The organism is Enterococcus sp. DIV0712, from assembly GCF_050554855.1.
GTDB lineage: Bacteria > Bacillota > Bacilli > Lactobacillales > Enterococcaceae > Enterococcus > Enterococcus faecalis.
On record NZ_CP187333.1, the window covers coordinates 356576 to 376222 of the forward strand.

17 protein-coding genes, 1 tRNA gene and 1 other annotated feature are annotated in these 19647 nt (G+C 36.9%); of the genes, 14 read left to right on the forward strand and 4 right to left on the reverse strand.

The window, feature by feature from the left end; all coding sequences use genetic code 11:
- Positions 1-107 precede the first annotated feature (107 nt).
- The 5 genes from dapF (at position 108) to IGL42_RS01830 (ending at position 4511) form a co-directional block, all read left to right on the forward strand.
- The gene (gene dapF, locus IGL42_RS01810) at positions 108-1088 is read left to right on the forward strand and encodes a diaminopimelate epimerase (RefSeq protein WP_002364932.1); all 981 of its coding nucleotides are present in this window, start codon (positions 108-110) and stop codon (positions 1086-1088) included.
- Between the two features lie 149 nt (positions 1089-1237).
- A complete protein-coding gene (locus tag IGL42_RS01815; RefSeq protein WP_002390468.1) occupies positions 1238-2446 on the forward strand; it encodes an LCP family protein in 1209 nt (402 codons plus the stop codon).
- Between the two features lie 130 nt (positions 2447-2576).
- Positions 2577-3278 carry a glucosamine-6-phosphate deaminase gene (nagB, locus tag IGL42_RS01820; protein WP_002355352.1) on the forward strand — a complete coding sequence of 234 codons (702 nt, stop codon included), beginning with the start codon at positions 2577-2579 and terminating at the stop codon, positions 3276-3278.
- A 95-nt stretch (positions 3279-3373) separates the two neighbouring features.
- Entirely contained in the window at positions 3374-4075 is a 702-nt protein-coding gene (locus IGL42_RS01825; RefSeq protein ID WP_002355354.1) for an MgtC/SapB family protein, read from the forward strand.
- Positions 4076-4154: 79 nt separating this feature from the next.
- A complete protein-coding gene (locus IGL42_RS01830) occupies positions 4155-4511 on the forward strand; it encodes a hypothetical protein (protein ID WP_002375865.1) in 357 nt (118 codons plus the stop codon).
- Between the two features lie 252 nt (positions 4512-4763).
- Here IGL42_RS01830 and nrdF read toward each other — a convergent pair whose 3' ends face one another.
- The 4 genes from nrdF to IGL42_RS01850 form a co-directional block, all read right to left on the reverse strand.
- Positions 4764-5729 carry a class 1b ribonucleoside-diphosphate reductase subunit beta gene (gene nrdF, locus IGL42_RS01835; protein ID WP_002355357.1) on the reverse strand — a complete coding sequence of 322 codons (966 nt, stop codon included), beginning with the start codon at positions 5727-5729 and terminating at the stop codon, positions 4764-4766.
- 200 nt (positions 5730-5929) lie between these two features.
- Entirely contained in the window at positions 5930-8089 is a 2160-nt protein-coding gene (nrdE, locus tag IGL42_RS01840; RefSeq protein ID WP_002355358.1) for a class 1b ribonucleoside-diphosphate reductase subunit alpha, read from the reverse strand.
- A complete protein-coding gene (gene nrdI, locus IGL42_RS01845) occupies positions 8070-8447 on the reverse strand; it encodes a class Ib ribonucleoside-diphosphate reductase assembly flavoprotein NrdI (protein WP_002355359.1) in 378 nt (125 codons plus the stop codon). Before nrdI ends, nrdE begins: the two co-directional genes overlap by 20 nt.
- 1 nt (position 8448) lies before the next feature.
- Positions 8449-8673, reverse strand: coding sequence for a redoxin NrdH (locus IGL42_RS01850; RefSeq protein ID WP_002355360.1), 225 nt, complete (start codon positions 8671-8673; stop codon positions 8449-8451).
- A gap of 512 nt (positions 8674-9185) precedes the next feature.
- Here IGL42_RS01850 and IGL42_RS01855 point away from each other — a divergent pair.
- From IGL42_RS01855 to tdc, 9 genes are all read left to right on the forward strand, one after another.
- Complete coding sequence (locus IGL42_RS01855) at positions 9186-9659, forward strand: ferrous iron transport protein A (protein ID WP_002355361.1); 474 nt, start codon at positions 9186-9188, stop codon at positions 9657-9659.
- A complete protein-coding gene (gene feoB / locus IGL42_RS01860) occupies positions 9656-11806 on the forward strand; it encodes a ferrous iron transport protein B (protein WP_002355363.1) in 2151 nt (716 codons plus the stop codon). Before IGL42_RS01855 ends, feoB begins: the two co-directional genes overlap by 4 nt.
- A gap of 6 nt (positions 11807-11812) precedes the next feature.
- Positions 11813-11950: a hypothetical protein gene (locus IGL42_RS01865; RefSeq protein ID WP_002355364.1), complete on the forward strand. Its 138-nt coding sequence runs from the start codon at positions 11813-11815 to the stop codon at positions 11948-11950.
- 81 nt (positions 11951-12031) lie between these two features.
- Positions 12032-12105, forward strand: a tRNA-Lys gene (locus tag IGL42_RS01870).
- A gap of 278 nt (positions 12106-12383) precedes the next feature.
- Positions 12384-13259 carry an aldo/keto reductase gene (locus IGL42_RS01875; protein WP_002390484.1) on the forward strand — a complete coding sequence of 292 codons (876 nt, stop codon included), beginning with the start codon at positions 12384-12386 and terminating at the stop codon, positions 13257-13259.
- 22 nt (positions 13260-13281) lie between these two features.
- A complete protein-coding gene (locus IGL42_RS01880; protein WP_002355441.1) occupies positions 13282-13764 on the forward strand; it encodes a VOC family protein in 483 nt (160 codons plus the stop codon).
- 166 nt (positions 13765-13930) lie between these two features.
- The gene (gene cls / locus IGL42_RS01885) at positions 13931-15376 is read left to right on the forward strand and encodes a cardiolipin synthase (protein ID WP_002361214.1); all 1446 of its coding nucleotides are present in this window, start codon (positions 13931-13933) and stop codon (positions 15374-15376) included.
- Between the two features lie 291 nt (positions 15377-15667).
- Positions 15668-15882, forward strand: a binding site (T-box leader).
- Between the two features lie 191 nt (positions 15883-16073).
- Positions 16074-17330 carry a tyrosine--tRNA ligase gene (gene tyrS, locus IGL42_RS01890; RefSeq protein WP_002355444.1) on the forward strand — a complete coding sequence of 419 codons (1257 nt, stop codon included), beginning with the start codon at positions 16074-16076 and terminating at the stop codon, positions 17328-17330.
- A gap of 298 nt (positions 17331-17628) precedes the next feature.
- Positions 17629-19491, forward strand: a complete 1863-nt coding sequence (tdc, locus tag IGL42_RS01895; protein ID WP_002355450.1) for a tyrosine decarboxylase — start codon at positions 17629-17631, stop codon at positions 19489-19491.
- Positions 19492-19647 lie beyond the last annotated feature (156 nt).

Sequence of the window (19647 nt, forward strand, 5' to 3'; positions counted from 1 at the left end):
ATTTGACTCTTTCCTTTTACAAATCCAGGGTCGAAATAGTTGTTCGTTTATGGCATACTAAAGTAAGTAGGGAAAGATAACGGATACATAAAGAAGGAGCTAAAAAAATGAATGTTATGATGCAAAAAGTACACGGGTCAGAAAATGATTTCTTTTTATTGGATGAAACACAGTTTGAGCGTTCTTTAACCGCTGAGGAAATTGAGCAATTGCGCATCCAGTTATGTTCGCGGGAAACAGGATTATTGGCGGGAGCAGATGGGTTACTTTTGGTAGGAGAAGGGACTCACGGCACGTCCAATGCTAGAATGCGAGTGATTAACAGCGATGGTAGTGAAGCAAGCATGTGCGGGAACGGCTTGCGTACGGTTGCCCGTTATTTAGCTGAAAAAAACCAAGAAAAATCATTTACAGTTGAAACAATGTTTGCAGATTTGAAAGTACGTCAAGCCCCCAATTTAGCTGAAGAAGTAGCGACTTACCAAGTGGAAATTTCGCCAGTAAGTTTTGAAGCAGTCACTATCCCAATGCATTTAGGGGTCCAAACATTAATTGATGAAATCGTACCAGCCTTATCTAACACCATTCGCTTTACAGCGGTAGCAGTGCCTAATCCGCACCTTGTAGCATTTGTGGATCACGAAACCTTAAATGGTCCAGAATTTGAACGAATCGCTACCTATGTAAATAATGAAAATCCATATTTTCCAGAAGGGATAAATGTGAGTTTTGTTGAAGTTCTTGGCAAAAATCAACTATTTGTTCGAACGTATGAACGTGGTGTAGGTTTTACAAGTGCTTGTGGGACAGCTATGTGCGCAAGTAGTTTACTTTATACGTTATTGAAAGATGGTGTTTTTTATGAAGAAATAACCGTCAAAAATGCTGGAGGTATGGTGAAAACAGTCGTCCACGAAACGTCAGATGGCAGTTATTGGATGGAATTAATTGGGAATGCCACGATTACGCATTTGATTGAAGGATCACTGACTGATTTACTAAATGGTGCATTTGAGAAAATAACTATCACTGAAACGAATGAACAGAAACATTATCAAGAATTTCTGCAAACACTTTCTCAAAAATAACAATTGTTCCTTGATAAAGCGCTCTTTTATTTTACAATTGTGTTAAGTTCTTGTTCCAAAAAATAAAAAATATTGCTTGAATAAGCAAACTATGAGAAAATAAAGGGCATGAATTAAGAATTATTCTTAGATAAACGAGGAAGTGTCTTATGAAACTATGGAAAAAAGTAGTACTGGGCTTCTTGAGCGTCTTGCTAGTGGTAGTAGCTGGGGTATGTGCTTACGGGATTAAGATGTATTCAGATGCCAATTCAACAATTAATGGGATCTATCAATCAGTTAACCGTAAGTCCAATAAAGGAGCCACGGCCAATATTGATGCGCAAGAACCATTCTCTGTTCTTTTAATGGGGATTGACACAGGCGATTTAGGCCGAACAGAGCAAGGTCGTTCAGATACTACAATGGTTGTAACCATCAACCCGAAAGAAAACAAGTCCACAATGATCAGTTTGGATAGAGATATTCTAACAGATATTGTTGGAAATGACACACAAGACAAATTGAACCATGCCTATGCATTTGGTGGCGCCGAAATGGCGATTAATACAGTCCAAGAATTACTGGATATTCCCATCCATCACTATGTATCCATCAATATGAAAGGGTTAAAAGACCTGATTGATGCGGTAGGCGGTATTGAAGTAGATAATACGATTGGTGAATTTACGTTGGACGGTATTACTGTTCCAGCAGGTAAAATCAAGTTAGATGGCACGACAGGTTTGGCTTATGCGCGGATGCGTCACGAAGATCCTGAAGGAGATGTGGGTCGTCAACGCCGCCAACGAGAAGTTGTTGAGAAAATTGTGCGCAAAGTCATGAGTTTTGATGGTGTTTCAAAATATCGAAAAATTCTTGATGCTGTTGAAGCCAATGTAAAAACAGACTTAACCTGGGATGACATGATGGACATCCAATCAAAATATTTGTCTGCCTTTAAAACAATTGACTCAGAACAATTACAAGGATACAGTGCAACCATTGATGATATTTATTATCAAGTCCTAGATCCAAATAGCTTATACAAAACACAAACAACGCTTAGAAAACAACTTGGTTTAAAAGAACATGCTTCTGAACGTGAAAAAGATTTAGCCTTTTATAATCAGTTTAGCTATGCTGTTACAGATACTGCACTGATTGGTGAATCTGGTGATTCAAGTGCTAATAGCTCTACTAGTTCGAGTAGCACAGCGGACACCACAGCCGGACAAACAGAATACAACGGCAATACGCAACAAGCAGCAGAAGGAGCCTACGATCCGAATACGTACGTTGACCCAAATGCGTACACAGATCCAAACGCTTATGCTGATCCAAATACGTATGTGGATCCCAACGCACCACAATATTAATCTGTTAAACAAGCTCGAAAACTTCTATTTCTGATGAGAAATAGAAGTTTTTTTCTTTTATTCTAGAAATTTTTTTCAGAAGGTGTTATAATTGGACTATACCAAAATAAACCGTAAGGAGCGTGTCAAAATGCAAATTATCCGTGTAGCAAATGCAGAAGAAGGCGGCAAAAAAGCGTTTGAATTAATTAAAGAAGGTATGAACAATGGTGCGAAAGTTTTAGGCTTAGCAACAGGTAGTACACCAGAAACATTATATAAAGAAATGACTGCAAGTGATGTCGACTTTACAGAAATGACTTCTGTAAACTTAGATGAATATGTTGGTTTAGGTGGCGAAGATGAGCAAAGTTACCGTTATTTCATGAACAAACACTTATTCGACAAAAAACCATTTAAAGAAACATTTGTACCAAATGGTAAAGCAGAAGATTTAGATGCTGCTTCCGCAGAATATGAAAAAATTATCGATGCACATCCAGTAGATATCCAAATCTTAGGTATTGGTCAAAATGGACACATTGGTTTCAACGAACCAGGCACACCTCTAGATAGCTTAACACATGTCGTTGAGTTGACTGAATCAACAATCAACGCAAACAAACGTTATTTTGACAAAGTAGAAGATGTCCCAACACGTGCTGTTTCTATGGGGATTGGCTCAATCATGAAAGGTAAAAAAATGATTTTAATGGCTTATGGCGAAGCAAAAGCAGAGGCCATTAAAGGAATGATTGACGGACCAGTAACAACAGACATGCCAGCAAGTGCATTACAAAACCATCAAGATGTTGTTGTAATCATTGATGATGCAGCTGCAAGTAAATTATAATCGTTGATGAAAAAGAACTTGAAACATGAGGATTTCCTTATGTTTCAAGTTCTTTTTTTGTTATACTGGAAGTAATAGAAGAAGAGGTGAAAAGGATGTTACAGCTAACAATTCCAGAAATTATTTTACGGTTAGTCCTAGCGATGGTGATGGGTGGCGCAATTGGTTTTGAAAGACAATATAAGAATCGCCCAGCAGGGATGCGCACTCACATTTTAGTTTGTATGGGCGCGGCTATTATTGCGTTAATTCAGTCGCAAATTGCAATCAATGCATTAAAAGATGCGTTAGCTAATCCGGCTTTGACGGGGGTCATTCGTTCAGATCAAGCAAGATTGATCGCACAAGTTGTAAGTGGAATCGGCTTTTTAGGTGCTGGAACCATCATTGTAACGAAACAAAGTGTCACCGGATTGACGACAGCAGCGTCACTATGGACCGTTGCTGGTTTAGGGATCGCGGTGGGCATGGGCTACTATACGATTGCCTTAACAAGTTTTATCGGTGTATTATTTGCCTTAACCATTGTCAAACGAATTATTCACGTACCAACAATCAAAAAATTAGAAATTCGCTATCAACATAAACAAGAAACCAAAGAATTTATTAATCAGTATTTTGAAGAAAAACATATTGAAATTTATGATGTGAACTTCAATGTTTCTTGGGTGGATGATACAAAAATCTATACGAATATCTATACTATTGATTTGCCTAAAGGCCTAACGTATGCCGATGTTATCGAAGATCTATCTGTTTCAAATAATGTAACAAAATTACGATTGATTAATGTATAGAAATTAAAAAATATCTCATGAAATGAATGCTTTTAGCGTTTGGTTTTATAGGGATAATGAAAATAGAGAGGGATGTAGGATGAAAAATAATCAAGAAAAAGCTAATGAGAAAATGAATATCTCTAATTCTTCTTTTGATAAAATGAATACAAAAGTAGATCCTTCGCAAAATGGTTCACCCCTTCCATTTCAAGTGGGAGATTTTGCTTCTACCAGATTTGAAAAAGGAGAAGAAAAATCTAGCCGAGAAATACTCCAATTTTATTTGGTGGGCATTATTTTATCTCTTATTGGGTATCTAGGGTTAATAAAAATTCCCGTATTTAAGAATGTTTTGGAAAATACTATCGGTTCTTTTGTTATTTTAGCCTGCATCATAATTTTTAGCTTTATTTTCTCCAAAATTATCCAGGTTGCTTTTAAAAGAAAAAAGTAATCCATTTTGCATAAGCTAATTGTTATCCTGTTTATCAGGGGCAATGAGAAAAGAAATTACTTATAAGTTAGAGTAGGGTACATAATAAAATGGTTTCATACTCTAATTTATATATATCTTTTACTTAGGGAGGTGAAAAGTATGTTTGGTTGGATTAGTTCTTGGTTCGGTGGCGGCTCATTCGGCGGTGGCGGTGCCTCAGGAAGTTGGTAAAACAAAAAGCTAGAAACGTTAATCGTTTCTAGCTTTTTGCTATTTATCTAAACCGTAAAGATAGTCATCATCTTTCATGGCTTCAACTGTTCCTAGTAAATAGCCATTTCCTACTTGGGAGAAGAAGTCATGGTTGCTAGTTCCTGTCGAAATACCATTCATTACAATCGGGTTCACATCATTGGCTGTATCCGCAAATAAGGGATCCATACCTAAGTTCATTAAAGCTTTGTTGGCGTTGTAACGTAAAAAGGTTTTTACTTCTTCGGTCCAACCTAAGTCATCATATAATTCTTCTGTATAACGTTCTTCGTTTTCGTACAATTCGTAAAGTAAATTATACATCCAGTCTTTTAGTTTATCTTGCTCATCTTCTGGTAATTCATTAAATCCTAATTGGAATTTATAGCCAATATACGTGCCGTGCACTGATTCATCACGGATAATCAATTTAATAATTTCAGCGACGTTCGCTAGTTTATTGTTTCCTAAATAGTAAAGAGGAGTGTAAAACCCAGAATAGAATAAAAACGTTTCTAAAAATACACTAGCAATTTTTTTCTCTAACGGAGTACCGTTTTTATAAATTTCGTTAATCCGTTCTGCTTTATATTGCAGATGTTTGTTGGTATTTGTCCACTCAAAAATATCATCAATCTCTTTTTTTGTATTTAATGTACTGAAGATAGAAGAATAACTTTTGGCATGGACAGATTCCATGAATTGGATGTTATTTAAGACGGCTTCTTCATGGGGCGTCCGCACATCATTTCTCAGTTGATCCATGCCGCTTTCTGATTGAACAGTATCTAATAAAGTTAAACCGCCGAAAACGTAGCCGACAGTAGTTTTTTCTAAATCGGAAAGAGTCCGCCAATCATCTAAGTCATTGGATAACGGAATCCGTGTATCTAACCAAAATTGTTCGGTTAATTTTTCCCAAGTGGATTTATCAATGACGTCTTCAATGGCGTTCCAGTTAATTGCTTCATAATACGTTGCCATGGTTATTCCTCCTGTATGCTGGGACAGCAGTCTGTTTGACTAGTTGTCTCGTTTCTTCGCTTAAAACGTTCTACAGAGTCCAAATAGGAGCGTGCAGCCGTTCTTCTTTGTCCAGTATATCTGAAAATGTCCTGTTTAAAAAGAGAACATTCCTAAAAAATAAGACGCTCAAGCAGAACGCCTTATTTAAGTGCTTTTCATTAAATCACGCAAGACTCACATTGATTGCTGCCAATTTCTTCAGCATCATCTGTAAATGTACGAATATAGTAAATTGATTTAATCCCTTTGTTGAACGCATAATGACGTAAAATGTTTAAGTCACGGGTTGTTTGTTTTGGTGTTTCTTTCCATTCATACAAGCCTTCAGGGATTTCTGAACGCATAAACAAGGTTAAACTCATTCCTTGATCAACGTGTTGTTGCGCTGTTGCGTAGACATCAATCACTTTGCGCATATCCATGTCGTAAGCAGAAGTATAGTAAGGGATTGTATCATTAGCTAAATAAGGCGCTGGATAGTAAATCTTACCAATTTTCTTCTCTTGACGTTCTTCAATCATACGAGTAATTGGATGAATGCTGGCACTAGTATCATTAATATATGAAATTGAACCATTTGGCGCTACGGCTAAACGATTTTGATGATAAAGACCATCTTTTTTCACAGCATCGCGTAACGCAGCCCAATCTTCAGCTGTTGGAATCTGAATGTCTTTAAAAATTTCTTTCACTTTATCAAATTTTGGTGTAAAGTTGCCTTCAATATATTTATCGAAGTAAGCACCAGAAGCATAATCTGATTTTTCAAAATTATGGAAGACTTGGTTACGTTCTTTCGCAATTTGGTTACTTTCCATTAAAGTCCAGTAATTTAATAACATGAAATAAATGTCTGTAAAGTCTAATGATTCTTCAGAGCCGTATTCCATATGATTTTTAGCGAAGAAGGTGTGTAAGCCCATTGCGCCTAGTCCGATTGTATGGCTTAAACGATTTCCATTTTGGATAGTTGGCACGACATCAATTTCAGAAGCATCTGTTACAAAAGTTAACGCACGCGTCATAGCGCGGACAGATTTTCCAAAGTCAGGACTTTCCATTAAATTAACAATGTTAGTTGAACCTAAGTTACAACTAATATCTGTTCCTAAAACTTCATATTCTTGTTTCCCATTAATAACAGAAGGCGTTTGAACTTGAAGAATTTCAGAACATAAGTTACTCATGATAATCTTGCCATCAATCGGATTGTTTTTGTTAGCTGTATCAATATTGATGATATAAGGATAGCCAGATTCTTGTTGTAATTTAGAAATTTCATTTTCTAAGTCACGGGCTTTAATTTTACGTTTACGTATGTTTGGATTGGCCACTAGGTTATCATATTCTTTGGTAATATCTACATAGGAATAAGGCACACCATATTCACGTTCCACACTATAAGGACTAAATAAATACATATCTTCGTTGTTACGCGTTAATTCGTAAAATTTATCTGGAACAATAACACCAAGAGACAACGTTTTTACACGGATTTTTTCATCAGCGTTTTCTTTTTTAGCAGATAAGAACATTTCAATATCTGGATGGAAGACGTTTAGATAAACCACACCAGCACCTTGACGTTGACCTAGTTGGTTAGAGTAGCTAAAGCTATCTTCAAATAATTTCATAACAGGGACAACACCACTTGCTGCGCCATCATAACCTTTGATTGGTGCGCCCGCTTCACGTAAGTTGGAAAGAGTAATCCCTACGCCACCGCCGATTCGTGATAATTGAAGGGCAGAGTTAATTGAACGCCCAATGCTGTTCATATCATCTGTTACTTGAACTAAGAAACAAGAAACCAATTCACCTCGACGTTTACGCCCAGCGTTTAAGAAAGAAGGTGTGGCTGGTTGATACCGTTGATGGATCATTTCATCCGCCAATGTTAAAGCCAACTCTTCATCGCCATCCGCAAAATACAAGGCATTAAAGGCAACCCGATCTTCATATGTTTCTAAATACTCTGTTCCGGCGTTGTTCTTTAAAGCGTATTGAGAATAAAATTTATAAGCCGCCATGAAAGACTTGAATTGGAAATGTTGTTCATCTAAGAAAGCATATAATTTTTCAATAAAGTCCATTGAATATTTTTCGATGAATTCAGTTTCAATAAAATCTTCTTTCATTAAAAAGTTGATTTTTTCTTCAGCAGAGCTGAATTTACGTGTATTCGGTTCTACATTTTCTTTAAAGAAGGCTGCGAGTGCTTCTTTATCTTTATTTAAAGGGATTTGACCATCAACAGGACGGTTAATCTCGTTATTCAGTTTGAAATAGCTGACATCTTTAATTTCTTTTAGACTCAATTTCTTCCACTACTTTCTTAAAGGTCTCCACGTCTTCGTCTGTTCCGCTAAACTCAAAGGAGTACAGAAGCGGAACGTGGTAATCGCGGGCAATATCTTTGGCGGTATAGACAAATAATTCAGCAAAATTACGGTTGCCCCCACCAGCTACACCAACTAACAGTTCTTGGTTACTTTTATAATCAAGAAAGTCATTCACTACCTCTGTAATTTCTGCATCATAGGTAGGAATGACAAGAATAAAAGGCTCATTTATTTCAAAAAAAGGATTCGCTGGCTCAAGTTCATAAGCAGGCAAATCCAATTTTTTAATAAAGCGCCTTGTTTGACCGGTGACTGAAAAATAAACAAGTTTCATCTTAGCTAGCCAATTGTTTTAATTGGTCTGGACGGAAGCCAACAACGGTTGTTGCTTCAGATGTGATTACCGGTACGCTTTGGAACCCTTGTTCTTTTAACCAGTCGATAGCATCTGGTTGTGCGTCGATATTGATTTCTTCAAAAGCGATGTTATTTTCACTTAGGAAACGTTTCGCCATTTTACATTGGATACAGTTATTTTTTGAAAAGATTTTTACGTTCATTGAAAGTTCCTCCTCTTTTTTTCTACATAGACTAGTATAAATCTATGTAGAAAAAAGTCAACACTTTAACACTATATATTGTGGTGCGTTTTTCTCATAATACTAGTTTTTGTGTTTTTGAAAGAAAAATGAAAACACGTGAATCCTCGTTTTTGGGAGAAAAAACACATTGGTCAGTGTTTGACAAACAAAAAAATTAAAATTTTGAAAGAGAACATTTAGTGAAAAAACACTAAATATTGTGTTGACATTTGAGTTAGGCACAAGAAGAAAAAATAAGCGGATTTGTTATTGAATGAGTGAAATTTTATAGTAGCTAGTAACATAAAAAACAAGAGCTGACTTTTTTCAAAAATAGTAACCTGAAAAAAGTGTCTCTATATAGAAGGAAAATAGAAGAAAACAGGAGATACATCCAGAAATTCATTGACTTTCCGTGTAAGCAAGCGTATTCTTTTAATTGAGAACGATTCTCATTTTCGTTTGAAACTTTTTCACATGGAGGAAAGTAAATGATTACGTTAGCGCAGGCAGAAGTTGGGAAAGTCTATACAGTCGAAAGCGTCCAAGCAGATGTTCAGACAAAGAAACATCTGAACAATTTAGGTGTCGTTGCAGGCCAAGCAGTTGTCCTTGTCAATTATCAGAATCAAAATGGTATTGTTTTATTACATAATAGTCGAATTGCGCTGACAGATACGATTTTACAAGCGATTCATGTGGAGGAGCGCTCGGCGAATGAGAAAGTTTGGGTCTCCTTAGATACCTTGAAAGTTGGAGAACGCGCTACAATAGTAGGGATCCACGGACAAGGAGCGGTGAAACGTCGGTTGATGGACATGGGCTTAACAAAAGGAACAGTAATTTTTATTCGTAAAGTAGCTCCTTTAGCTGATCCAATTGAAATCAATGTACGTGGCTACGAACTAACGTTACGAAAAAGTGAAGCGGAACTAATCTTGGTTGAAAAGGAGGAAAGCGAATGACTCAGCAAATTGCACTAGCCGGCAACCCTAATAGCGGTAAAACGACAACGTTCAATATGTTAACAGGAGCCAACCAATATGTTGGAAACTGGCCAGGGGTGACTGTGGAACGCAAAGAGGGGGTGGCAAAGAAAGATAAGACACTCATTATTCAAGATTTGCCAGGGATTTACTCTCTTTCTCCTTATACGCCTGAAGAAATTGTGGCACGAGATTATCTTTTGGAGGACCAACCTTCAGTGATTTTGAATATTCTCGATGTGACCAATTTGGAACGGAATCTTTATTTAACAACACAATTAATTGAAACCGGATTACCGGTTGTTTGTGCGTTAAATATGATGGATTTGTTGGAAAAAAACGGCCAAACATTGAATAGTGAAAAGTTAAGTTATGGCTTAGGCGTGCCTGTTGTTGAGATTAGTGCTTTGAAGAATCGTGGGTTGGATCATGCTTTAAAACAAAGTAAGCAGCGAGCGAATGCCATAGAGACAGAGGTTATTTATCCTTCTTATGATAATCGCTTAGAAGCAGCACTTGCTGAAATTGTTGATATTTTAGGGAATACTGTTCCTGAAACGCAACAGCGTTGGTATAGTTTAAAACTTTTTGAACGAGATGTTCGAACCAAAGAGCAATTATTATTGAGTTCTTTTCAAGAAAAAGAAATTGAAGAAGTCATTCAAATTACTGAAAAAATCTTTCAAGATGAAAGTGAAGCGATTATCATTAATGAACGCTATGCCTTTATTGCTCGATTAATTGCTTTGTGTGCGACGAAAAAAACAGAAATGACATTTACTCACAGTGATAAGATTGACCGAGTGGTAACCAATCGGTGGTTGGCGTTGCCAATCTTTGCGTTTGTGATGTGGTTGGTCTATTACTTATCTATTCAAACGGTTGGTACAATGGGGACAGACTGGTTAAATGATGTCTTTTTTGGGGAATGGGTTCCTCAATTTGTGGGAAATTGGTTGGCACAATGGCAAGTAGCGCCATGGATGCAAAGTTTAATTTTAGATGGGATCATTGCAGGTGTTGGGGCGGTGTTAGGATTTTTACCACAACTGGCCGTCCTGTTTTTATGTTTAGGTTTTTTAGAAGATTGTGGCTATATGGCCCGGATTGCCTTTGTCATGGATCGCTTGTTTCGGAAATTCGGCCTATCTGGTAAGTCGTTTATTCCAATGTTAATTGCGACAGGTTGTGGGGTCCCAGGCGTGATGGCTAGTCGAACGATTGAAAACGAACGCGATCGGCGAATGACTATTATGGTCACGACTTTTATGCCATGTTCGGCGAAGTTGCCAATTATCGCTCTGATTGCAGGTGCATTTTTTCCTAACCAAAGTTGGGTCTCGCCCTCTGCTTATTTCTTAGGGGTTGCTTCCATTGTGTTATCAGGAATTGCTTTAAAAAAGACCAAGCATTTTTCGGGAGATCCAGCACCATTCATTATGGAACTTCCCGCCTATCATTTGCCACAGCTTAGAAGTGTGGTTCGGCATGCCTATGAACGATGTCGCTCATTTGTAAAAAAAGCAGGTACGATTATTTTTGTTTCCAGTATTCTCATTTGGTTCATGTCACATTATTCTGTGACGTTTCAACCCGTTCCAGAAAGTCAAAGTATTCTAGCATTTCTAGGTAAAGGGTTGGCGGTGCTATTTATCCCATTAGGCTGGGGTAATTGGCAAGGGGCAGTTGCCACAATTACAGGATTGATAGCGAAAGAAAATATTATTGGTACCTTAGGTATTTTATTTGGCAATGTGAAAGATGTTTCTGAAAACGGGGTAGAAGTCTGGGGCGCACTGCAACACACCTTTACGCCAGTCGCGGCCTATTCGTTCTTAACTTTTAACTTATTATGTGCACCTTGTTTTGCTGCAATTGGCGCAATTCGTCGTGAAATGGGAGACCTCAAATGGACATTAGGAGCCATTGGTTATCAATGCGGTTTGGCTTATATGGTCAGTTTTGTGATTTATCAATTAGGCCATGTGTTAGTCGAAAAAGGCACACTAACTCTGGGGACTTTTTTAGCGATGGGTGTTGTTTTAGCTGGATTTTATTTCCTTATAAGAAAACCAAAGCCAGGCAAAGAAAGTGTCCAAGCAATCACTTCTTTAGAAAGAGGGTAATAACGGATGGCAACAATTATTTTATCCATTTTAATTTTTGGAACAGCAGGAATCATCACCTATCGACGAATCAAAAAAGGGGAAAGTTGTGAAGATTGTCAAACAGCTTGTCCTGTAAAAAAAGAACAATCTTCACAAGAATAACAACTGAAAAAAATTCCCTCTTGTATAAATAATAGCGGAGTGCTACAATATTGAGGTAGCTGAAAAGCCATTTTATACAACGGGGGCATAGCTCAGTTGGTTAGAGCATCTGACTCTTAATCAGAGGGTCTAGGGTTCGAATCCCTATGCCCCCATTGGGTGCCAAACCCACGAGAACGGTATTCTGTCGGCGTCTTAGGACGTTTCGAAGACGGAGTACGCGTTCTCTTTTTTTACATAAAATGTCGTGTGTCGTGAGAGATACACTAGTTAAATCGGTTAAAGAATGCTACGCTTAGAAGAGCGAGAAAGTACGTTATATAAAAAAAGTTAAAAATTTTTCAGGCTAAAAAAGCGAATTTAACAAAAAGCGCACTTTTTGGTTCCTATGAAACGAAAAAGTACGTACTATACAGCATGTACGGCACGGTATATGATGATATCAGAAAACGTTAAAGGAGCGAATCAAATGATTACATCACTAGCAGATACAGTAACATTAAACAACGGCACTAAAATTCCAGGAATGGGTCTCGGGGTATTCCAAATACCAGATGAAGAGACAGCAAAAGTGGTCGAAGAAGGGATTATCAATGGTTATCGTTTAATCGATACAGCGCAAATCTATGGTAATGAATCTGGCACAGGAGCGGGAATTAAAGCAGGCTTAGCGGCAACTGGTTTGAACCGTGAGGACTTATTTGTTACCTCGAAAGTTTGGAACGCGCATATTTCCTATGATGAAACAATTCAAGCTTTCAATGATAGTTTGGAACGTTTAGGTTTAGATTATTTAGATTTGTATTTAATTCATTGGCCAGGAAATAATTCTTACAAAGAATCATGGCAAGCTTTAGAAACTTTATACGCCGAAGGAAAAGTGAAAGCAATTGGTGTCAGCAACTTCCAAGTTCATCATTTAGAAGATTTACTTTCTTATGCAAAAGTTGTTCCGGTAATTAACCAAGTGGAACTACATCCAAAATTGGATCAAAAAGAAGTGCGTGATTTCTGTGAAAAACATGATATCAAAGTCCAAGCTTGGTCACCATTGATGCAAGGTCAATTATTATCGAACGAAACCATTTTGGCGATTGCTGAGAACCATAATAAATCAGCAGCCCAAGTGATTTTACGTTGGGATATTCAACAAGATATCTTATTAGCCGTGAAATCTGTCCACAAAGAACGGATGATTAGCAATGCAGCGGTCTTTGATTTTGAACTAAGTGCAGATGAAATGGCACAAATTAACCAATTGAATGAATCGTTACGTGTGGGACCAGATCCAGACACGTTTGATTTCTAAAAATTAATTAGGAGGAGATACAATGAGTGAAGCAGTTAAAGGTTTTTCAGTAGTCAACCACGTGGGGATTACAGTCAGTAATTTGGATGAATCAGTAAAGTTTTATGAAGCATTAACAGGAACAAAAATCGCAAATCGTGATGAAATTGGTGGAAAACGGATGGCCCAAACACAAGGGTTAGATGATACATTAATCAAGTATGCCAATGTGCATCTAGAAAACATCAATATTGATTTATTAGAATATGTTAAACCAAAATCAGAAAAAGCTTCTTATTCCAACGAACAAATTAGTGCAATGCATATGTGTTTCGAAGTGGAAGATATTGATGCAGCTGTTGCACGTTTAAGAGCGATTGGCGTAGAACCTGATGGAGAGCCGATTACATTCCAAGAAGAAGATGGCTTGAAGAGCGGTTTTGGTACAGGGGTTGCTTACTTTACCGATCCAGATGGTACAAATTTAGAATTGATTGCTCCTAAAGGTCCATTTACACGAAATTAAGTTAAAAGACTTTCAAACAAACATCAAAAAGACCCCCTCATTCTAGTTACTGGTACTAGAATGAGGGGGTCTTTTTATTTTTTGAGACAGAAGCAGCTAAAGAAAAGATATTCCAAATCCGTAATTGATGGTATACTAAAACGTAACAAATAAAGGAGGAAGACAATTGATTCTTAGCGTCTTAACAGTTATTTATTTTATTAATGCAATTATTGCGGGAATTACCATTTTGTTAAAACCTCGAGATGTAGCAGCAATTTGGGCATGGCTACTCGTACTGATTGCTCTACCCGTTTTTGGTTTTTTCTTATATTTATTCTTTGGGCGCGGTTTAACCGACAAAAAGAAATTTTATTTGCAACAAAGTGATTTGCGGGAATTAGAGAATTTTCAGAATTTCCAAGAAGAAAGTTTTGAACTTTATAGTCAAAAGATGCCGACGGAGGAGCAACAACAGTTTACAGACTTTTTTTCCTCGTTAAATAGGATGCCTCTGACTAAGAAAAATGATGTTGAAATTTTTACGGATGGTACGGAAAAATTCAATGCGTTGATGGCGGACATAAAAAAAGCTCAGCACTCCATTCATATTGAATATTATGCCTTTGTAACGGATCATATCGGCACCAAAATTTTGAACTTATTAGAAGAAAAGGCGGCTGAAGGGGTTGAAGTGCGGTTGCTTTACGATGCCTTTGGCTCAAAGGGCACCAAGGTTCATCATTTGAATGAATTGAAAAAAAACGGTGGTTTTGTCCAAACGTTTATTACTTCTCAAAAAGCACTTTTGAAGTTTCGTTTGAATTATCATGATCACCGGAAAATTGTTGTTATTGACGGAAAAGTAGGCTACATTGGCGGCTTTAATGTTGCCGATCAATATGCCGGAACGACTAAAAAGTTTGGCTATTGGCGGGATACACATTTACGGATTCAAGGGCCAGCAGCCTCATTACTGCAAATGCGTTTTTTAATGGATTGGAACGTCTCTTCCCCCGAGAAAAATCGTGTGGCGTATCAATTGGATTATTTCTTTAAACTTGAAGCATTGGTGCCAGAGGCAAATACATCCATTCAGATGATTGCCAGTGGTCCTAACAGTGACCGTGAACAAATTAAATTGGCCTTTATTAAATTGATTACTTCTGCCAAGAAAAGAGTCTGGATTCAAACGCCGTATTTAGTTCCTGATGACAGTGTCTTGGCTGCTTTAAAGGTTGCTGCGGCTTCAGGAGTAGATGTTAAAATTATGATTCCAGATAAGCCCGACCATCCGTTTATTTATCGAGCAACACAGTATTACGGCCGCTTATTGATGAAAGAAAATATTGAAATTTTAATTTATAACGGTGGTTTCTTACATGCGAAAACAATGATTATGGATGATGAAGTCTGCACAGTTGGTTCAGCCAATCAAGATATCCGAAGTTACAAATTAAACTTTGAAGCAAATGCTGTGTTATATGATAAAAAAATCATTGATCAATTAGAAGCAATTTTCTTAGAAGATCGAAAAAAATGTACAACAATGACTCCAGAAGTTGTTCGCGACATGTCAAAATGGTTGATTTTTAAACAACAAATTTCACGATTATTTTCACCAATTCTTTAAAACTGTTTTTCACAAAATGACGAACTTCTGATCCGAAGTTCGTCATTTTTCTTCGGGAATTTTATAAAAGTATAGAAAATCACAAAAAAAGTCAAAAAAATTTAAAAGAATATTTTTTAAATTTTTTCGTTATTTTTTTATCTGTAGTTGCTGTTAAAACAAATAAATATTATTTTGAATTCGTTATTTTATTTTTGTGAAAAAGGGACATCTTTTGTAAAAGTAAAAAAAATTAAGCAAAGAGTGTTGACAAAAAAAACGAAAAGGAATATGCTACATGTACAAGTTAAATACAAAGCAATGACAGAAAAGCAGTAGAGAAATAACCACTGTTACAGAAAGCTAGTGGCGCTGGAAACTAGTACACGTTATTTATCGAATTACATTCTTGAGCTTCTGCCTACAGGGCACGGGTAACAGCGTTATTTGTTAAGAGGTATATAGTATTTTAAATAAATTAAACTATGTATAAATTTGGGTGGTACCACGAGAAATTCGTCCCTAAGTCGTTTCGACGGCTTAGGGATTTTTTGTATTCTTTTTTTGAATACGTGGCAGACCAAAGAAAATTTCGTGAACCCGTGTATACATAGAAATAAACACGGAATATCGTGTAAAAACAAGTGTGTTAATCGTTTGTTTCGTTAAACGAACGATTTCCTATAAAGAGATAATTATAAATATGGAGGGTGATAACATGAATATCATTGACGAGCTAGCATGGCGTGATGCAATCAATCAACAAACAAACGAAGAAGGACTAAGAGAACTTACAGAAAATACGAGCATTTCGCTATATTGCGGTGTCGATCCAACTGGAGATAGCATGCATATTGGACATTTAATTCCTTTTATGATGATGAAACGATTCCAATTAGCAGGTCATCACCCATACATTTTAATTGGTGGCGGAACTGGAACAATTGGTGATCCGAGTGGACGAACAACTGAACGTGTCTTACAAACGATGGAAGCTGTGCAACATAATGTGGACAGTCTTTCAAACCAAATGAAAAAATTATTTGGTAAAGATGCTGAGGTAACAATGGTGAACAACTACGATTGGTTATCAGAACTATCTTTATTAGATTTTTTAAGAGATTACGGGAAAAACTTTAATGTCAACACGATGTTGGCAAAAGACATTGTCGCTAGTCGTTTAGAAAGTGGCATTTCCTTTACAGAATTCACATACCAAATTCTTCAATCAATTGACTTTTACACATTGCATAAAAAACATAATATTCAATTGCAAATTGGTGGCGCTGATCAATGGGGCAATATCACTGCAGGATTAGATTTGATTCGTAAAAAAGAAGGACCAGAAGCCAAAGTATTCGGGTTAACCATTCCTTTAATGCTAAAAGCAGATGGTACAAAATTTGGGAAAACAGCGGGTGGCGCTATCTGGTTAGATCCTAAGAAAACCTCACCATTTGAATTCTACCAATTCTGGTTAAACCAAGATGATCGTGATGTCATCAAATACTTGAAATTCTTTACTTTCTTAGATAAAGAAGAAATCGATGCGTTAGCTGAAAAAGTTGAAAAAGAACCAGGTAAACGTGAAGCACAAAGACGCTTAGCTGAAGAAGTGACACGATTTGTTCACGATGATGCAGCATTAGAAGAAGCGCAAAAAATTTCAGAAGCTCTTTTCTCAGGCAACATTAAAGACTTAACGATTGAGGAAATCGAGCAAGGGTTAGAACATGTGCCAACTGTTGAAATTACCAAAGATGCTAAAAACATCGTAGATTGGTTAGTTGACACAGAAATCGAACCATCAAAACGTCAAGCTCGCGAAGATGTGAGCGGAGGAGCTATAAGTATTAACGGTGACCGAGTTACCGATTTAGATTTTGCAGTCGATCCAACACAACATTTCGATGGAAAATTCGTTGTTGTACGGAAAGGGAAGAAAAATTACTTTTTAGCAAAAGTAATGGATTAGAAATTGATAATAATTTCACGAAGAGAAGACGTGTGATTATTTGATCAAAGTTAAAATTCTATTTCTCCTTACAGGTAGTGGTGAAACCGTTAATACACCTAATAAGAGTGGGATTGTACACACAATCCCACTCTTATTTTTTTATATAATGGTTCTGACAAGACACCTTGTGAAAAAATTATAAAATTAAAGAGCTATGATAACCATTGTTATTTTTCTTCTTTACACTTTAGCCGTTTGGGTGTAAGTTGTGAATGCAAAATCTAATTCATTAAAATTTGTAAGGAGGAATTTTCGTATGAAAAACGAAAAATTAGCAAAAGGCGAAATGAACCTTAATGCACTATTCATTGGGGACAAAGCCGAAAACGGACAATTATATAAAGACTTGTTGATCGACTTAGTAGATGAACATTTAGGATGGCGTCAAAACTACATGCCACAAGACATGCCAGTTATCTCTTCTCAAGAACGCACATCTGAAAGCTACGAAAAAACTGTCAACCATATGAAAGATGTATTGAATGAAATCTCTTCTCGCATGCGTACACATTCAGTTCCATGGCATACAGCAGGTAGATATTGGGGACATATGAACTCAGAAACATTAATGCCTTCTCTATTAGCTTACAACTTTGCAATGCTATGGAACGGGAACAACGTTGCCTATGAATCTTCTCCAGCAACTTCTCAAATGGAAGAAGAAGTAGGACATGAATTTGCTCACTTAATGAGCTACAAAAATGGTTGGGGACACATCGTTGCTGATGGTTCTTTAGCTAACTTAGAAGGCTTATGGTATGCCCGTAACATTAAATCATTACCATTTGCTATGAAAGAAGTAAAACCAGAATTAGTTGCTGGCAAATCAGATTGGGAACTATTGAACATGCCAACAAAAGAAATTATGGACTTATTAGAATCAGCTGAAGATGAAATTGATGAAATCAAAGCTCATTCAGCTCGTTCAGGTAAACATTTACAAGCAATCGGTAAATGGTTAGTCCCACAAACTAAACACTATTCTTGGTTAAAAGCTGCTGATATTATCGGTATCGGTTTAGATCAAGTTATCCCAGTACCAGTTGACCATAACTACCGTATGGATATCAACGAATTAGAAAAAATCGTTCGTGGCTTAGCAGAAGAACAAATTCCAGTGCTAGGTGTTGTCGGTGTAGTTGGTTCTACTGAAGAAGGTGCCGTTGACTCAATCGATAAAATTATTGCTTTACGCGATGAATTAATGAAAGACGGTATTTACTATTATGTACACGTTGATGCTGCTTATGGTGGTTATGGACGTGCCATCTTCTTAGACGAAGACAACAACTTCATCCCTTACGAAGATTTACAAGATGTTCACGAAGAATACGGTGTCTTCAAAGAGAAAAAAGAACACATTTCAAGAGAAGTGTATGATGCATATAAAGCAATCGAATTAGCAGAATCAGTAACAATTGACCCTCATAAAATGGGTTATATCCCTTATTCAGCTGGTGGTATCGTTATCCAAGATATCCGTATGCGCGACGTTATTTCTTACTTCGCAACTTACGTATTTGAAAAAGGTGCCGATATTCCTGCGTTACTAGGTGCTTATATCCTTGAAGGTTCAAAAGCTGGTGCAACAGCTGCTTCTGTATGGGCTGCACATCACGTTTTACCTTTAAACGTTGCAGGTTATGGTAAATTAATTGGTGCTTCAATTGAAGGATCACATCATTTCTATAACTTCTTGAATGATTTAACATTCAAAGTTGGCGACAAAGAAATCGAAGTCCACACATTAACTCATCCAGACTTCAACATGGTTGACTATGTGTTTAAAGAAAAAGGCAACGATGATTTAGTAGCAATGAACAAATTAAACCATGATGTATATGACTATGCATCATACGTTAAAGGAAATATTTACAACAACGAATTCATTACTTCACATACTGACTTTGCTATTCCAGATTATGGCAACAGCCCATTAAAATTTGTAAACAGCTTAGGATTTAGTGACGAAGAATGGAACCGTGCAGGTAAAGTAACTGTGTTACGTGCTGCTGTAATGACTCCATACATGAACGATAAAGAAGAATTTGATGTTTACGCTCCTAAGATTCAAGCTGCTTTACAAGAAAAATTAGAACAAATTTACGACGTAAAATAATTGAATCTTAAACGGAAAAAAGAAATGGTAACCGAACGAGGGAACGTTCGTCTGGTTGATTTATTCAAGAGATAAATCAACCAGACGGCTAACCTCTTAACCAATTCTTTGTCTGGGTAAGAGGCAGTCGAATGACTGTTTTACTCAGCGTATAAC

Excerpts from the sequence above, each read along its gene's own strand:
- nrdF (WP_002355357.1), bottom strand. The coding sequence starts at position 5,729 with ATGGCAACGTATTATGAAGCAATTAACTGGAACGCCATTGAAGACGTC.
- IGL42_RS01825 (WP_002355354.1), top strand. The coding sequence starts at position 3,374 with ATGTTACAGCTAACAATTCCAGAAATTATTTTACGGTTAGTCCTAGCG.
- IGL42_RS01875 (WP_002390484.1), top strand. The coding sequence starts at position 12,384 with ATGATGATATCAGAAAACGTTAAAGGAGCGAATCAAATGATTACATCA.
- IGL42_RS01855 (WP_002355361.1), top strand. The coding sequence starts at position 9,186 with ATGATTACGTTAGCGCAGGCAGAAGTTGGGAAAGTCTATACAGTCGAA.
- tdc (WP_002355450.1), top strand. The coding sequence starts at position 17,629 with ATGAAAAACGAAAAATTAGCAAAAGGCGAAATGAACCTTAATGCACTA.
- IGL42_RS01830 (WP_002375865.1), top strand. The coding sequence starts at position 4,155 with ATGAAAAATAATCAAGAAAAAGCTAATGAGAAAATGAATATCTCTAAT.
- dapF (WP_002364932.1), top strand. The coding sequence starts at position 108 with ATGAATGTTATGATGCAAAAAGTACACGGGTCAGAAAATGATTTCTTT.
- tyrS (WP_002355444.1), top strand. The coding sequence starts at position 16,074 with ATGAATATCATTGACGAGCTAGCATGGCGTGATGCAATCAATCAACAA.
- IGL42_RS01850 (WP_002355360.1), bottom strand. The coding sequence starts at position 8,673 with ATGAACGTAAAAATCTTTTCAAAAAATAACTGTATCCAATGTAAAATG.
- IGL42_RS01865 (WP_002355364.1), top strand. The coding sequence starts at position 11,813 with ATGGCAACAATTATTTTATCCATTTTAATTTTTGGAACAGCAGGAATC.
- nagB (WP_002355352.1), top strand. The coding sequence starts at position 2,577 with ATGCAAATTATCCGTGTAGCAAATGCAGAAGAAGGCGGCAAAAAAGCG.
- feoB (WP_002355363.1), top strand. The coding sequence starts at position 9,656 with ATGACTCAGCAAATTGCACTAGCCGGCAACCCTAATAGCGGTAAAACG.
- IGL42_RS01815 (WP_002390468.1), top strand. The coding sequence starts at position 1,238 with ATGAAACTATGGAAAAAAGTAGTACTGGGCTTCTTGAGCGTCTTGCTA.
- IGL42_RS01880 (WP_002355441.1), top strand. The coding sequence starts at position 13,282 with ATGAGTGAAGCAGTTAAAGGTTTTTCAGTAGTCAACCACGTGGGGATT.
- nrdI (WP_002355359.1), bottom strand. The coding sequence starts at position 8,447 with ATGAAACTTGTTTATTTTTCAGTCACCGGTCAAACAAGGCGCTTTATT.